Source organism: Yinghuangia aomiensis, assembly GCF_039542225.1.
Classification (GTDB): domain Bacteria; phylum Actinomycetota; class Actinomycetes; order Streptomycetales; family Streptomycetaceae; genus Yinghuangia; species Yinghuangia aomiensis.
In genome coordinates, this window is sequence record NZ_BAABHS010000013.1 from 226,757 (window position 1) to 241,926 (window position 15,170).

The following is a 15,170-nucleotide window of genomic DNA, read 5'->3' on the forward strand; positions in this document are numbered from 1 at the left end:
CCAACCGACCGCCACGGCCGACCGGGCCGACCGGCAACCGCGTACGAAAGGGGGACACATGTCCACCACCACGGACGACTCCACCACCAAGGACGGCGCCACCACCAGGGACCGCCTCAAGGGCGTCTTCGCCTACGCGCTCGACCTCGACCCGTCGGTGCGGATCGAGGAACTGCGCTACCGCGAGATCGACAAGTGGGACTCGCTCGGCCACATGGCGCTCGTCGCCGCGATCGAGGACGAGTTCGGCGTGCAGTTCGACACCGACCAGGTCATCGAGATGAGCGGGTTCAAGGTCGCCTACGACATGCTCCGCGGAATGGGGCTCGGTGACTAGCGCGGCCCCCGAAACCGGCCAGGCCGCCTCGACCGGCCTGGCCGGGCGGATCTGCGTGGTCACCGGCGGCACCCGCGGCATCGGCGCGGCGACCGTGGACGCGCTCGCCGAGGCGGGCGCCACCGTGGTGCTGACCGGCCGCGACGAGGCCAAGGCCAAGGAACGCGCGAGCCGCGCGGCGGCCGCGACCGGGGCGACCGTCGTCGGGCACGCGCTCGACGTCACCGACTCGGCCGCCGTCCGCGCGCTGTTCACCGAGATCGCCCGCGAACACGGCGGCATCGACTGCCTGGTCGCGAACGCCGGTGTGCTGGAGGACGCGCTGATCGGGATGATCCGCGACGACCTGGTCGACCGCATGCTGTCCACCAACGTCGCGGGCACGCTCAGCTGCCTCCAGGCCGCCGCCCGCGCCATGATGCGCAAGCGCTCCGGCGCCATCGTGCTGCTCGCCTCGATCGTCGGCGAACGCGGCAACGCCGGGCAGAGCGCCTACGCGGCCTCCAAGGGGGCGGTGAGCGCGCTCACCAAGACCGCGGCCAAGGAACTCGGCCGCTACAACATCCGAGTCAACGCGGTCGCGCCCGGCGTGATCGCCACCGACATGATCGCCCACCTGCCCGAGGACCTGGTCGCGGGCCGCGTCGCCGACACCGCGCTCGGGCGCGTCGGCACCCCCGAGGAGGTGGCCCGCGTGATCCGCTTCCTGTGCGGGCCCGACGCGGCGTTCGTCACCGGCCAGATCGTCGGCGTCGACGGAGGCCTGGTGCTGTGAGCATCGAGACCCCGCGGCACCGGTACCCGCAGCCCGAACCCGACGACCGGCCAGGCAACGCCGCCGGCGAACTGGTGCACCCCGGTGCCGCCCTCGTGGACGGCGCCACCGGCACCGCGCTGCGCGGCCCCGAGCTGCGCGGCGCCGTCGCGGAGGCCGCCGACCGGCTGTCCGCGCTGCCGACCGGCGTCCTGTTCGCGCTGACCCCGCTCGACCTCCCCGGCGTGCTGCAGTACCTCGGCGCGCTGGCCGCGGGCCGTCCGGTGCTGCTGCTCGACCCGGCGCTGGACCGCACCGCGCTGGAGACGCTGATCGGCCGCTTCCGGCCCGCGGGCGTCACCGGTGCCGACGGGCCGGTGCCCGCCGGGTACCGCGTGTTCGACGGCACCGGCTGGGTGCGTCTCGACCCGGACGGCGAGACGCCGCACCCCGACCTGGGCGTCCTGCTCACCACGAGCGGCTCCACCGGCAACCCCAAGCTGGTCCGGCTGTCCGCGGGCGCGGTCCTCGCCAACGCCCGCTCGATCGCGGTCGCGCTCGGCCTCGGCCCCGGCGAAGTGGCGCCCACCAGCCTGCCGCTGCACTACAGCTACGGCCTGTCGGTGCTCAACAGCCACCTCGTGGCCGGCGCCACCGTCCTCGTCGAGCCGAACGGGGTGCTGTCCCGCAGCTTCTGGGACGCGGTCGACACGTACCGCGCGACCAGCTTCGCCGGTGTCCCGTACCACTACGAGATGCTGCGCCGGATCGGCTTCGCCCCCGCCGCGCACCCGTCCATCCGCACCCTCACCCAGGCGGGCGGCCGGCTGAGCCCGGCGCTCGTCCAGGACTTCGCCGACCGCATGGCCGCGGCCGGCGGGCGCCTGGCCGTCATGTACGGGCAGACCGAGGCCACCGCGCGCATGGCCGTCCTGCCGCCCGAGCGGCTCGCCGACAAGATCGGCAGCGCCGGACAGGCCATCCCCGGAGGCGCGTTCACCATCCGGCCGCTCGACGGCCCGGCGGACCCGGACAGCGCCGGCGAGGTCGTCTACGCCGGGCCCAACGTGATGATGGGCTACGCCGAGACCGAGGCCGACCTGGCCCGCGGCGACGACCTGGGCGGCGTGCTGCCCACCGGCGACCTCGGCCGCCTCGACACCGAGGGCTTCCTGACCATCACCGGGCGCCTCAAGCGCATCGGCAAGGTGTTCGGCACCCGCGTCAGCCTCGACGACCTCGAAGACCTGCTGCGCGGGCACGGCGTCGCGGCCGCGGTGCCGGGCGACGACCGCGTCGTCATCTGGCTGGAAGGCGCCGACGGCGAGCGCTGCCGGGCCGCCGCGCGCGCCCTCGCCGAGCGGCTGCGCGTGCACGCGTCCGGATTCGACGTGCGCTCCGTCGACACGCTGCCGCTGCTGGCCAGCGGCAAGGTCGACTACCGGGCCCTGGAGGCGGACACGTGACCGCGCCCGCCCACGTGTTCTCCCGCACCCAGGAGCAGCGCGAAGCCGAGCTGCTGCCCGAACTCGTCGCGCTCACCGCGCACCACCGGGCCAACTGCGCCGAATACGACCGGATCCTCGCGGCCCTCGGGGTCGCGGGGACCGCCGGGAGCATCGCCGAGCTGCCGTGGCTGCCGGTGCGCCTGTTCAAGCACCACGACCTGGCGAGCGTGCCGCGCGAGGAGATCTTCAAGACCCTCACGTCGTCGGGCACCACCGGCGCCGAGGTGTCCCGCATCCATCTCGACCGGCAGGCCGCCGCGGACCAGACCCGGGCACTCAGCCGCACGCTGCAGACCGTCCTCGGCGGGCAGCGGCTGCCGATGCTCATGGTCGACACGCCGTCCGTGGTCAAGGACCGCCGCTCGTTCTCGGCGCGCGGCGCGGGCGTCCTCGGCATGGCCGGGTTCGGCCGCGACCACACCTACGTCCTGGACGCCGAAGGCCGCCCGGACCCGGACGCCGTCGCCCGGTTCCTCGGCACGCACGGCAACGCGCCGTTCCTGGTCTTCGGCTTCACCTTCATGGTCTGGCAGTACCTCTACGAGGTCGCCGCCGCGCACGCGTTCGACCTGTCGCACGGCATCCTCGTGCACTCCGGCGGCTGGAAGAAGCTCGCCGACCGGGCCGTCGACAACGCCACGTTCCGCGCCCGGTTCGCCGCCGACACCGGCCTCACCCGGATCCACAACTACTACGGCATGGTCGAGCAGATCGGCACCGTCTTCGTCGAAGGCCCGGACGGCGACGCGCTGTACTGCCCGGACTTCGCCGACGTGGTGATCCGCGACCCGGAGACCTGGGCCGAACAGCCCGCGGGCACGCCCGGCCTCATCGAGGTGGTCAGCACGCTGCCCCGCTCGTACCCGGGCCACGTGCTGCTCACCGAGGACCTCGGCGTCGTGCACGGCACCGACGACGGGTACTGGCCGGGCAAGCGCTTCTCGGTCCTGGGCCGGCTGCCCCGCGCCGAAGCCCGCGGCTGCAGCGACACGTTCACCGAGGCACCCGACCAAGCACCCGACCAAGCATCCGACCAAGCCGCCGACTCCCAGGGGGAACAGGCCGCATGATGATCCGTCAGCGCTTCCCGGCGGGGCCGGACCGGCCGTTGGCCGAGGTCCTGGACGACCTGGCCGGGGAGGTGCCAGGCGGTCCGCTCACCGTCGGCGACCCGCGCATCGTCGACTTCCTGACGGCGTTCGGGCGCACCCTGCTCGAACCCGCCCTGATCCGCAGCCATCCCGAGCTGGCTCCCCTCGGCTTCTTCCTGCGCCGTGCCGAACTCGACGCGCAGCTCGCCCGGCTCGCCGAGCCCGACCGCGCGGGCACCCGCACCCTGCGGTTCCCGCGCGGCCTGCTCTTCCACATCCCGCCCGCGAACGTCGACACGATCTTCGTCTACGCGTGGGCGCTCGCCGCGCTCACCGGCAACCGCAACGTGGTCCGCGTCTCGCCGCGCTCCGGCGCCGCCGCGGACCGGGTCCTGGAACGCCTGGAGTCCGCCCTGGCCGCCGCCCACCCCGCGGTCGCGGCCACCCAGCGCATGATCACCTACGACCGCGACGACGCCGCGACCGCGGCCCTGTCCGAGGCCTGCGACCTGCGCGTCGTGTGGGGCGGCGACCATTCGGTGGCGGCCGTCCGGCGGACCCCGCTCGGCCCCGCGGCCCGCGACCTGGCGTTCCCGGACCGCGCGTCGTTCGCCGCGGTGCACGCCGGCGGATGGGCGGCCGCCTCCGACGCCGCCCGCGACCAGGCCGTCCTGGACCTCTACAACGACAGCTACTGGTTCGACCAGGCCGCCTGCGCGTCGCCGCGCGCCGTGTACTTCGTCGGCCCCCCGGACGCCGCGGACGCGGCCCGGGACGACCTCTTCGACCGGCTCGCCGCGCTGCTCGCCCGCCGCGGCGAACGCCCCGACCCGGCGATGGCCGTGCACAAGCGCGTCGCCGCGTACGGGGTCGCCGCCGAAGGCCGGGCCCGGACGCTGAGCTTCCGCGCCGCCGAGGCCGTCGCCGTCCTCGACCTCGCCGACCCCCTCGACGTGCCCCGCACGTGGCTCGGCGCGGGCGCGTTCCCGACCGCGTCGGTGGCGGCGCTCACCGATGTCGCGGCCATGGTGCAGCGCCGCGACCAGACGCTCAGCCACTTCGGCTTCGCCCCCGAGGACCTGGCCGCGTTCGCCTCCGCGGCGGCCGGCCGCGGCATCGACCGCATCGTGCCGTTCGGCTCCGCGCTGTCGTTCGCGCCGGTCTGGGACGGCTACGACCTGCCGCGCGAGTTCACCCGCCTCACCACCGTCGCGGCCGGCCGGTGACCGGTCCCGCGGCGGACCCCGCCGCCACTCCGGCGACCGGCCCCGCCTCCGAACCGCCCGCCCGGGACGCGGCCGCCCCGGACGCGGACGCTGCCGCGCCGCGCCCGCCGCGGCCGCCCTGGCAGCGGGTCCTGGCCCGGCTCATGGTGGTGGCCCGGCCCGTGCTGCTGGTGCTCGCGGTCGGCGGAATCGTCTACATCGTCCTGGGGAACTGGGACGAGGTCGCCAAGACCCTCGACGAACTCCCGTGGTACTCGGTCGCCTGCAGCGGCTTCGTGCTCCTCGTCGGCATGTTCGTCGGCACGCTGTCGTGGCAGCAGCTCGTGGACGGCATGGGCAAGCCCATCGGCATCCTCAAAGGCGCGCAGATCCAGCTCGTCAGCCAGCTCGGCAAGTACGTGCCCGGCTCGGTGTGGACCTACGTCCTCCAGCTCGAACTCGGCCGCAAAGCCCAGGTCTCCCGCGCCCGCATCTTCACCGCGTCGCTGCTCTACGTGATCATCTCCGTGGTCACCGCGCTGCTGCTCGGCGTCCTCGCCTTGCCGGTCGTGCTCAAGGACGCGCCCGGCGCCGCTTGGGCGTTCCTCCTCCTGCCGATCGGCTTCGCCGGACTGCACCCGAAAGTCCTGGCGCGCACCGGCGAGTTCACCCTGCGGCTGCTCAAGCGCCCGCCGGTGAAGCTCCGCCTCACGTGGGGGCTGGTGGGCCGCAGTGCGGGCCTTGCGTCGTTCGCCTACGTGCTCTTCGGCGTCCACCTGTGGATCCTCGCGCGCGGTGTCGCCCCCGCGGACCTGCAGCAACTGCTGCTGTGCATCGGCGCCATCGCGGTCGGCCTGACCGCGGGCGTGTTCGCGTTCGTGCTGCCGTCCGGCGCCGGCGTCCGCGAGATCGTCCTCGTCGCGGCGCTGGCCACGACGATGCCGCGCGGCCAGGCCGTCGCGCTCGCGCTGGTGTCGCGGATCCTCTTCACCGTCGCCGACCTGGTGTCGGCGGGCATCGCGGCCCTGCTCGCGCGGCGCGTCCTCAAGGACCCGGCGGACCCCGCGGCCACCGACCGCGCCGACGCCATCGCACACAAGGCCACCCGCGTCGACCCCGAGCCCGAGCCGCACGCCGACCCGGAGTCCGACTCGCACGCCGACCTGGAGCGCGGCCCGGAGTCCGACCCGCGGCCCGACGCGGTGCCCGACCCGGCACCGGACGAGCGGGGGACGCGCTGATGCTCTACCGGCTCTCCGGGCTGCGCGGCCTGACCGCGCGCTGCCGGACCCGGCTGTCCGGGCCCGGAGGCCGGGCCGCCGTGTGGGGCGGCCTGCTGGTTCTCGTCTGGCTGTTCGCGTTCGCCGCGCACGCGCTGCACGCCGATCCGCTGTCCGCACTGGTGGTGTTCGTCGGCACCGCATCGCTGCTGCGGGCCGGGTCCGCGCTGCTCGACCGGTTCGTGCTCGCCGCGGGGCTGCTGGGCGGCGCGACGATCACCGCCGCACTGCTGTTCTCGGTCTGGCCGTGGCATCTCGAACCCGCGCCCATCGCCGGGTGCGCGATGACCGCGCTGCTCGCGGTCGCCTTCGCCACCGGACGGCGGCCGAAACTGCCCCGCAAGGTGCTGTGGTCGGACGCGGTGATCCTGGCGTCCGGCGCCGCGTCCGCGATCACCCTGGCCTGGCCGGTCGCCCGCGTCGGCTTCAAGCAGTCGCTGCCCTACCTGACCGCGGTCGGACAGGGCGACCGGCTGCGGCACTTCTCGCTGTTCGACGCGATCCAGCAGGTCGGCGGCTACGGCTTCTTCCATTCCGACCAGGCCCGCGAAATCGTGCTGCCGGGCATGGAGGCGAACTACCCGAGCGGCACGCACATGCTGTACGCCCTCGGGGACGTGTTCGCCCGCTCCAGCGCCGACCCGAGCACGTCGACCGCCGCCTTCCACCGCTACTACTGGTGGGCGGTCATCGGCTACGCGTTCTTCGTCGTGTGCGTCACCTGGGCCTGCCGGTGGGTCGCCGGACCGGCGGTGTCCGACCGCCGCCGCGCGGTCGTCTGCGCGGGCGTCGGCGCGTACCTGGCCACCGGCATCCTGATGACCGGGTTCTGGAACGAGTCGGACGCGGAAATGCTCGGTCTCGGCTTCTTCGCCCTGGCCGTCGCGCTGATCGCCCGGCCGCCGGTGAAGGACGCCGACAGCGCGCTGCTGCTCGGCGCGCTCGTGGTCGCGGTCAGCTTCTGCTACTCCCTGTTCCTCGTCCCGATCGCGCTCGCCGGTGTGGCCGGGCTCGCCGTGTACCGCAAACGCGTCCGGCGGTCCTGGCGGGCCTACGCGGCCGTGGCGGTGGTGGCCGTCCCGGTCGCGCTGCTCCCCGCCGTGCTGCCGAAGCTGGTCGGCACGCTCAACGTCGGCAGCCACCTGCTGCTCGCCGGGCCCATCGTGCGCATGCAGCGGCGCTTCCTGGCCGGGCTGGCGATCGTCGCCTTCCTCGGCTTGGTGCGCGCGGGCACCCGGCGTTCGCCCGCGTACCGCGTCATGTTCGGCCAACTGCTCGCCGGGGCAGCCGCGCTGGCGGTCTTCTGGGCGTACCAGGTGCTGTCGGTCGGCGGCACCGTGTACTACTTCGAGAAGATGCTGCACGCGTGGACCGTCCTGTGCCTGGTCGCGCTCGGGCCCGCCGTGCTCTGGCTGCGGAGGGCCGCCCCCCGGCCCGCCGCGGCGGCTTCCCCGCGGTCTTCCCCGGCCCTGCTCCGGACCAGGAACGCGTTCGGCACGGTCGCGGCCGTCGTGGCGGCCGCGATCCTCGCCGGGGGACTGCACTGGGGCCGCGTGCAATACGACGGACGCCCCGGACCCGACATGAACTGGGGCGCGGTGTGGGCGTCCGGCCGCATCCAGAATCCGTACGCGGACAGCCTCAAAGTCCTCTACAACGCGAAGTTCCTCGGCGACGGCGTGCCCACCATGGCGCTGCTGTCCGACCAGCACTGGGTCAACGTCGACGCGTCCAACACCCTGGCCGTGCTCAACCACGACTACGGCCGCCTCCAGAAGACGCTGTACTCCCTCAAGGACGTCGACGGCATCGCCCCCGGCGAGCCCCTGCGGCCCGCGCCGACCGGGAAAGCCCTCCCGTACGGCGACCGGTCCGAGGTGACCGAACGCGGCGTGGCCCGGCTGCGCCGTATCCTCGCGGCCAGTCCGATCCCGCTGCGCGTCGTGGTCTGGGACCCGTGGGTGGAGCGCGAGCTGCGGAAGTTCGCGGCCGAACGGCCCGACCTGGGCCTGCGCATCGTCCGCGTCGACCGGCTCGGCAGACCTGTTTGACCACGCGCCCGGACGCCCGCGGACCCCGCCCGCCGAAACCCCGCGGGACCTCGCCGGCGCGCCCGCCTGCGCGCCGGCACGACCGAACGGCCTCCAGGAGGTCCAGGTGCTCGACCGTGTAGCGGCCCCCGAACAGCAGCCCGGCCCGCGGCGGTACGCGTCGCGCGCCGCATTCCTGCGCCGCCGCACCCCCGCCGCGCTCACCGCCCTCGCCGCGGCCTGGGCGGCGACCGCGCTCGCCCACCTCGCCCACGCCGACCTGGTGCTGCCCGCCCTCGTCGTCGCGGCCACCGCGAGCCTGCTGCGCCCCGGCGGGGGACTCCTCGACCGCCTCGTGATCGCGGCCGGCGCGGTCGCGGGCGCGGCCCTCGTCGGCGGACTGCTGTTCTCCGTGTGGCCGTGGGGGCTGCACCCCGTGCCCGTCGCGGGGCTCGCGTTCACGCTGCTGGTCGCTGCCGCGTGGGCGCTGCGCCGCAAGCCGACCCTGCCGACCCGGGTGTACGGCACCGACCTCGCGGTCGCCGGCGCCGGACTCGCCGCGTGGCTGACGACCGCGTGGCCGACCGCGACCCGGCCGCTCGTCGAACGCCTCGGCTACTTCGCGGGCAACGACACCGGCGACCGGCTGCGCCAATTCAGCCTGTTCGACGCCGTCCGGCAGCTCGACGGCTACGCCTTCCTCGACCCCGGCCACACCAAGCAGATCCTCGTCGCGGGCATGGCCACCAACTACCCCAACGGCGCGCACTTCCTGTACGCCCTCGCCGACTCGTTCCGGATGAACGGTGCCGCGCCCGGCAACGGTGTTGCGGAAGCCCACCGCTACTACTCGCTCCTGCTGCTCGGTTACGGCGCGTTCGTGCTGGCCGCCGTCTGGGCGGCCCGCTGGGTCGCCGGGCACCGTGCGCGCGGCTGGCGCGGCGCGCTGGCGCTGTCCGCCATCGGCGCCTTCCTCGCCACCGGGGTCATGACCACGTCGGTCTGGTACGGCTTCGACTCGCAGGTGCTCGGCCTGTTCTTCACCGTCCTCGCCATCGCGCTGCTGGTGCGCTACCCCGACCGGCCGGTCGAACAGACCGTGCTGGTCGGCCTGGCGCTGATCGGCGTCGCGTTCACCTACCCGCTCTACGCACCCGCGCTCGCCCTGGGCGCCGCCGCCACTATGTGGGCGGTCCGCGCCCGCCTGCGGCGCCGTCTGCTGCCCGTGGCGGTGACTTGTGCGGCCGTCGTGCCGCTGGTGCTGGTGCCGATCGTGGTGCCGCGCCTGGCGGGGGACTTCAACGCGTCGTCGCATCTGCTGCTGTGGGGGCCGATCATCCGCGCGCCCCGGCGCGTACTCGCGGCGGCGACGGCGGTGTTCGTGCTGTACCTCGCGGTATCCCGGGCCCGGCGGTCGCCCACCCAGCGGCTCATGGGGATCCAGGTCGCCGCGGCGGCCGTGGTGGCGCTCGGGCTGTGGGTGTACCAGCGGTCGGAAATCGGCGAGTCGTCGTACTACCTGGAGAAGCTGCTCTACGCCTGGCTCGTCACCGTGCTGATCGGCCTCGGCGGCGCCGGCGCGCTGATCTCCCGAAGCCGGCTGCCGCTGCCGCGTGCCGCCCGCGACAAGGCCGACAAGCTCGGCACCCGGGGCCGGTGGGCGGCCCGGGGGACCGTGGCCGTGGCGGCGGCCCTCGCGGGGGTCCTGCTCGCGGGCGGCATCAGCTTCGGCAAGCCGGAGTTCCGCGACAACCGGCCGGCGCCGGACAACACGTGGGGCAAGGTCTGGGCCGACGGCCTGATCGTCAGCCCCGCGCAGAGCGAACTCATGGCCATGCAGCGCCGCAAGCTGCTCGGCAACGGCAAGTTCACCATGGTCGTGCTGCGGGCCAGCCGCACCGCGTGGCAGAACGCGCTCGTCACCATGCAGGCCGCGGTGCTCAACCACCAGCTCGGCACGCTGGAGAAGTACGTCGCCGACATGCCGCTCGTCGCCTCCGAGAAGCAGGACGCCCGCAAAGCCCTCGACCCGATGTACTACGTCGCGCAGAACTGGGACGAGAACCTCGAGGTCTACAGCCGCACCAGCCCGGTGCCGCTGCAGATCGTCTCGTTCGACCCCGTCGTCGGCGTGCGCCTGGTCCGGGCCGCCGCGCAGAACCCGTGCCACTGCGTGAAGATCGTGCAGATCGGCGGCGGGAAGAGCTGACGGCCCGGACACGGAGGGCCTGGAGCCGGAGGGTATGGCGTCAGCCGGGCTCGTTCTCCGGAGCGCCGGGTTCCTCGGCCGGGTCTTCGGCGCGTTTCGGCGGGCGGCCGCGGCGGGCCGGGGCGCCCGCGTCGCGCGGCGTCCGCCCGGCGTCGCCGAGCGCCCGCCGGAGGAGGAACTCGATCTGCGCGTTGGTGCTGCGCAGTTCGTCCGCCGCCCAGCGGGCGATCGCGTCGTGGACCGCCGGGTCGAGACGCAGCAGGATCTTCTTCCGCTCGGTCACCGGGCCTCGGAGCTATTGGTAGAGCGAACCGGTGTTCACCACCGGCTGGGTCGACTGGTCGCTGCACAGCACCACGAGGAGGTTGCTGACCATCGCGGCGCGGCGGTCGTCGTCCAGGGCGACCAGGTCCTGTTCGTCGAGGCGGTTCAGCGCCAACTCGACCATGCCGACCGCCCCTTCCACGATCCTCGTGCGCGCCGACACGACGGCGCCGGCCTGCTGGCGGCGCAGCATAGCCTGCGCGATCTCCGGTGCGTAGGCGAGATGCGTGATCCGGGACTCGATCACCCGTACCCCTGCCGCGGAGACGCGGGCGCCGATCTCGGCGGAGAGTTCGCCGGTGATCTCGTCGGCGTTGTCGCGCAGCGACAGGCCGTCGTCGGTGTGGTTGTCGTAGGGGTAGCGGCTGGCGATGTGCCGGACCGCGGTCTCCGACTGGATCGCCACGAACTCCACGAAGTCGTCGACCGAGAAGATCGCCTGCGCGGTGTCCTCGACCTGCCAGACCACCACGGCGGCGACCTCGATCGGGTTGCCGTCGTTGTCGTTGACCTTGACGACGTCCGTCTCCAGGTTGCGGATCCGGGTCGACACCGCGGTGCGGTGGGTCAGCGGGTTCACCCAGCGCAGGCCGCTCTGCCGCACGGTGCCCTTGTAGTGGCCGAAGAGCTGCACCACGCGCGCCTGCCCGGGCGCGACCGAGTTGAGGCCGCCGAGGCCGAACAGCGCCAGCAGGGCGATCACGACGCCGCCGCCGATCAGGGCGCCGCGCTGCCCGCCCTCGACGCCGCTGCTGGCGACGAACATGACGACCGCGCCGATGAGCATCAGCAGTCCGATGCCGAGCGCCGGACCGCCGCCGATGCCGCGGACGACGTGCTCGCGGACCGGGGGCGCGGGCATGTCGACCGCGACATCGCTCGGACCGCCCGGACCGCCCGGAGTTGCCGGTGTGCCTGAAGTGCCTGGTGCGCCTGGTGCGCTGCTCATGGCCGCCTCCCCGCGGTGATGTGACGCTGCCGCCCCGGAAGGGTGACAACAGAAAACTAGCAAAGTGATATCACTTTTTCCAGGGTCCGGGGCGGTCGGGGGGACTCCGGGCAGGCGTTAAGCTGGGAGGCTGTTCCCCCATCCCCTGCCGGAGGATGCACCATGCCCGCCGACTCGGTCTTCCCGCGCCTGGAACCGCTGCTGCCGCGCGTGCAGAAGCCCATCCAGTACGTGGGCGGCGAGCTGAACTCGACCGTCAAGGACTGGGACGCCGCCGCGGTGCGCTGGGCGCTCATGTACCCGGACGCGTACGAGGTCGGCCTGCCCAACCAGGGCGTCATGATCCTGTACGAGGTGCTCAACGAGGTCGCGGACGTCCTCGCCGAGCGCACGTACGCGGTGTGGCCGGACATGGAGAAGCTCATGCGCGAGCACTCCGTCCCGCAGTTCACCGTGGACGCACACCGCCCGGTAAAGGCGTTCGACGTGTTCGGCGTCAGCTTCTCGACCGAGCTGGGCTACACGAACCTGCTCAACGCGCTCGACCTCGCGGGCATCCCGCTGGAGGCCGCGGACCGCACCGAGGACGACCCGATCGTGCTCATCGGCGGCCACGCGTCGTTCAACCCCGAGCCGATCGCCGACTTCATCGACGCGGCCGTGGTGGGCGACGGCGAGCAGGCGGTGCTGCAGATCACCGACGTGATCCGCGCCTGGAAGGCCGAAGGCCGCCCGGGCGGCCGCGACGAGCTGCTGTTCCGCCTCGCGGTGACCGGCGGCGTCTACGTGCCGCGGTTCTACGACGTCGACTACCTCGAGGACGGCCGGATCCAGCGGGTCGCCCCGAACCGGTCCGGCGTGCCGTGGCGGGTGTCCAAGCACACCGTCATGGACCTGGACGAGTGGCCGTACCCGAAGCAGCCGCTGGTGCCGCTCGCCGAGACGGTGCACGAGCGGATGTCGGTGGAGATCTTCCGCGGCTGCACCCGCGGCTGCCGCTTCTGCCAGGCCGGCATGATCACGCGCCCCGTGCGGGAGCGAAGCATCACCGGTATCGGCGAGATGGTGGAGAAGGGCCTCAAGGCGACCGGCTTCGAAGAGGTCGGCCTGCTCTCGCTGTCGTCCGCGGACCACACCGAGATCGGCGAGGTCGCGAAGGGCCTCGCGGACCGCTACACCGAGGACAAGATCGGCCTGTCGCTGCCGTCGACCCGCGTCGACGCGTTCAACATCGACCTGGCCAACGAACTGACCCGCAACGGCCGCCGGTCCGGCCTGACGTTCGCGCCCGAGGGCGGCAGCGAGCGCATGCGCAAGGTCATCAACAAGATGGTCAGCGAAGAGGACCTCATCCGGACGGTCGCGACGGCGTACGGCAACGGCTGGCGCCAGGTGAAGCTGTACTTCATGTGCGGCCTGCCGACCGAGACCGACGAAGACGTCCTGCAGATCGCGGAGATGGCGAAGAAGGTCATCGCCAAGGGCCGCGAGGTCTCCGGCAGCCGCGACATCCGCTGCACGGTCTCCATCGGCGGCTTCGTGCCCAAGCCCCACACGCCGTTCCAGTGGGCGCCGCAGCTCGACGCGAAGACCACCGACGAGCGCCTGCAGAAGCTGCGCGACGTGATCCGCGCCGACCGGCAGTACGGCAAGTCCATCGGCTTCCGCTACCACGACGGCAAGCCCGGCATCGTGGAAGGCCTGCTGTCCCGCGGCGACCGCCGCGTCGGCAAGATCATCCGTGCGGTCTGGGAGGACGGCGGCCGCTTCGACGGCTGGAGCGAGCACTTCAGCTTCGACCGCTGGATGAAGAGCGCGGAGAAGGCCCTCGCCGACGAACCGGTCGACGTCGACTGGTACACCACCCGCGAACGCGACTGGAACGAGGTGCTCCCCTGGGACCACCTCGACTCCGGCCTCGACAAGGACTGGCTCTGGGAAGACTGGCAGGACGCCCTCGACGAGGTCGAGGTCGAGGACTGCCGCTGGACCCCGTGCTTCGACTGCGGCGTGTGCCCGCAGATGCAGACCGAGATTCAGATCGGCCCGACGGGCCAGAAGCTGCTCCCGCTGTCCGTCAAGCAGCCCTCTGGCCAGGGGGTTTGATCGTGACGGGGGTTTCGACCGCGGAAAGCAAGGTCGTTGCGAGTCTGGTCGCGATGGTGGCTGCGGCACCCGCGAGGGAGCGCGAAGCCATCCTCCGCGGCCTCGGGCAGCCGCGCCGGAAGCCAGCCAAGCGGGCGCCGGCGAACGCACCACTTCCCGCCTCGGAGTCCGGCGTGGGCTCGGTGACGAGCACGATCGAGTGGGTCTGACGCACGACGGCCAGTAGATACGCAACAGCGGCCCCTGGAAGCTCTCCAGGGGCCGCTGTTGGCTTGTCTGGCGTCAGTGCTTGATCGACGACGTCAGGGCCCGCCAGGAGGCCGCAGAGACGGTCAGGTGACCGCGGTCCACGTCCTTGCTGTCGCGGACTCCGACGGCGCCAGCATTCATCGCCGCGGTCTCGATACAGTCGCCGCCCTGTGCCGTGGAGTACGAAGACTTGAACCATTGGGGCCGCGGGGTGTGCTGAGCGTTCACAGAGTCTCCATCATCGCGCGAATCCACTCGGCCGTGTCTGTCGGCGACAGTGCCTCGGCCTTCAATCGGTCGAAGCGCCGCTTCGCATCCGTCCGTGTCACCGGATCGTAGGCCACGAAACCTTGACCGAACGGCTCCACGTACACGCAATCGTCGCCCTCGTCGAAGCCCATGATCGTGATCGGGCCGTCCAGCATCGTATGCAAGCCCATGTCGAGCGGTGCGACCTGGATGGTGACGTGGGGCAGTTCCCCGACTTCGAGCAGCCGCTTCAACTGTCCGCGCATGAGGTCACGACTCTTCGGCTGCCTGCTCACCGCGCATTCGTCGAGGATGAACGACAGCTCCGGCGGCCCCTGCCGCCAAATGATGTTCTGGCGGTTCAGTCTCTCTTGAAGCTTCTTTTCCAACCAGCCGACAGGCTTACGGGCCAGGCCAGTCGACAGCACCTCCCGGGCGTAGTCGCCCGTCTGCAACAGCCCAGGAATGACCTGCACGGCGTACTGCCGCAGGGAGCTTGCTCCGGCTTCGAGTTCGACAACCAGCTCGAACCATTCAGAACCGGGAGGCTCGTTCATCTCGTCGCGCAAGGCCACGAGTGCACCCCGCGCATTGACCGCATGGTCGATGACTTGCACCAAGTCCCTGGCTGGCGGCTTCGTCCCTGACTCAATGGCCGAGAAGTGTTTGTTCGAGATGTGCGCCTCGTTGGCCGCCTGGGTCTGGGTCATGCCCTCCATCTCGCGGTACCGGCGGATCTGTCGCCCTAGGAAGTCGAGAATCCACGAGGGCCGTTGCGGCTCCACATCTCGACGTCGACCAGCCATGTTCCAACCTCCCCCGAGGGTTTAGGAGACTTTTCTCCTCGCGGTGCGGCGGACCGAATCACCTGTTCAGAAG

General features: G+C 72.4%; 13 protein-coding genes. 9 read left to right on the forward strand and 4 right to left on the reverse strand.

Annotated elements, in window-relative coordinates:
• Positions 1-58: 58 nt before the first annotated feature.
• From ABEA93_RS19870 to ABEA93_RS19905, 8 genes are all read left to right on the forward strand, one after another.
• Positions 59-337 (forward strand): acyl carrier protein, encoded by a 279-nt coding sequence (locus ABEA93_RS19870; RefSeq protein ID WP_345676962.1) that lies wholly within the window; start codon positions 59-61, stop codon positions 335-337.
• Positions 330-1,112 (forward strand): SDR family NAD(P)-dependent oxidoreductase, encoded by a 783-nt coding sequence (locus tag ABEA93_RS19875; protein WP_345676963.1) that lies wholly within the window; start codon positions 330-332, stop codon positions 1,110-1,112. Before ABEA93_RS19870 ends, ABEA93_RS19875 begins: the two co-directional genes overlap by 8 nt.
• A complete protein-coding gene (locus tag ABEA93_RS19880; protein WP_345676964.1) occupies positions 1,109-2,557 on the forward strand; it encodes an AMP-binding protein in 1,449 nt (482 codons plus the stop codon). The genes ABEA93_RS19875 and ABEA93_RS19880 overlap by 4 nt, the downstream gene beginning before the upstream one ends.
• Positions 2,554-3,669 carry a LuxE/PaaK family acyltransferase gene (locus ABEA93_RS19885; RefSeq protein ID WP_345676965.1) on the forward strand — a complete coding sequence of 372 codons (1,116 nt, stop codon included), beginning with the start codon at positions 2,554-2,556 and terminating at the stop codon, positions 3,667-3,669. The genes ABEA93_RS19880 and ABEA93_RS19885 overlap by 4 nt, the downstream gene beginning before the upstream one ends.
• Entirely contained in the window at positions 3,666-4,916 is a 1,251-nt protein-coding gene (locus ABEA93_RS19890) for an acyl-CoA reductase (RefSeq protein ID WP_345676966.1), read from the forward strand. The genes ABEA93_RS19885 and ABEA93_RS19890 overlap by 4 nt, the downstream gene beginning before the upstream one ends.
• Positions 4,913-6,136, forward strand: coding sequence for a lysylphosphatidylglycerol synthase transmembrane domain-containing protein (locus ABEA93_RS19895; RefSeq protein ID WP_345676967.1), 1,224 nt, complete (start codon positions 4,913-4,915; stop codon positions 6,134-6,136). Before ABEA93_RS19890 ends, ABEA93_RS19895 begins: the two co-directional genes overlap by 4 nt.
• Positions 6,136-8,226 carry a hypothetical protein gene (locus tag ABEA93_RS19900; protein ID WP_345676968.1) on the forward strand — a complete coding sequence of 697 codons (2,091 nt, stop codon included), beginning with the start codon at positions 6,136-6,138 and terminating at the stop codon, positions 8,224-8,226. The genes ABEA93_RS19895 and ABEA93_RS19900 overlap by 1 nt, the downstream gene beginning before the upstream one ends.
• Positions 8,227-8,332: 106 nt before the next feature.
• Entirely contained in the window at positions 8,333-10,414 is a 2,082-nt protein-coding gene (locus ABEA93_RS19905) for a hypothetical protein (protein ID WP_345676969.1), read from the forward strand.
• A 40-nt stretch (positions 10,415-10,454) separates the two neighbouring features.
• Here ABEA93_RS19905 and ABEA93_RS19910 read toward each other — a convergent pair whose 3' ends face one another.
• Both ABEA93_RS19910 and ABEA93_RS19915 read right to left on the reverse strand, forming a co-directional pair.
• A complete protein-coding gene (locus ABEA93_RS19910; protein WP_345676970.1) occupies positions 10,455-10,697 on the reverse strand; it encodes a type II toxin-antitoxin system antitoxin in 243 nt (80 codons plus the stop codon).
• A 12-nt stretch (positions 10,698-10,709) separates the two neighbouring features.
• Entirely contained in the window at positions 10,710-11,687 is a 978-nt protein-coding gene (locus ABEA93_RS19915) for an SPFH domain-containing protein (protein ID WP_425585009.1), read from the reverse strand.
• 162 nt (positions 11,688-11,849) lie between these two features.
• Between ABEA93_RS19915 and ABEA93_RS19920 the strand changes: the two genes are divergently transcribed.
• On the forward strand, positions 11,850-13,793 hold the full coding sequence (locus ABEA93_RS19920) for a TIGR03960 family B12-binding radical SAM protein (protein WP_345676971.1): 1,944 nt from the start codon (positions 11,850-11,852) through the stop codon (positions 13,791-13,793).
• A 282-nt stretch (positions 13,794-14,075) separates the two neighbouring features.
• Here the strand turns inward: ABEA93_RS19920 and ABEA93_RS19925 are convergent, their stop codons facing one another.
• Both ABEA93_RS19925 and ABEA93_RS19930 read right to left on the reverse strand, forming a co-directional pair.
• Positions 14,076-14,270, reverse strand: coding sequence for a DUF397 domain-containing protein (locus ABEA93_RS19925; protein ID WP_345676972.1), 195 nt, complete (start codon positions 14,268-14,270; stop codon positions 14,076-14,078).
• On the reverse strand, positions 14,267-15,097 hold the full coding sequence (locus tag ABEA93_RS19930) for a helix-turn-helix domain-containing protein (protein ID WP_345676973.1): 831 nt from the start codon (positions 15,095-15,097) through the stop codon (positions 14,267-14,269). The genes ABEA93_RS19925 and ABEA93_RS19930 overlap by 4 nt, the downstream gene beginning before the upstream one ends.
• Positions 15,098-15,170: the final 73 nt, after the last annotated feature.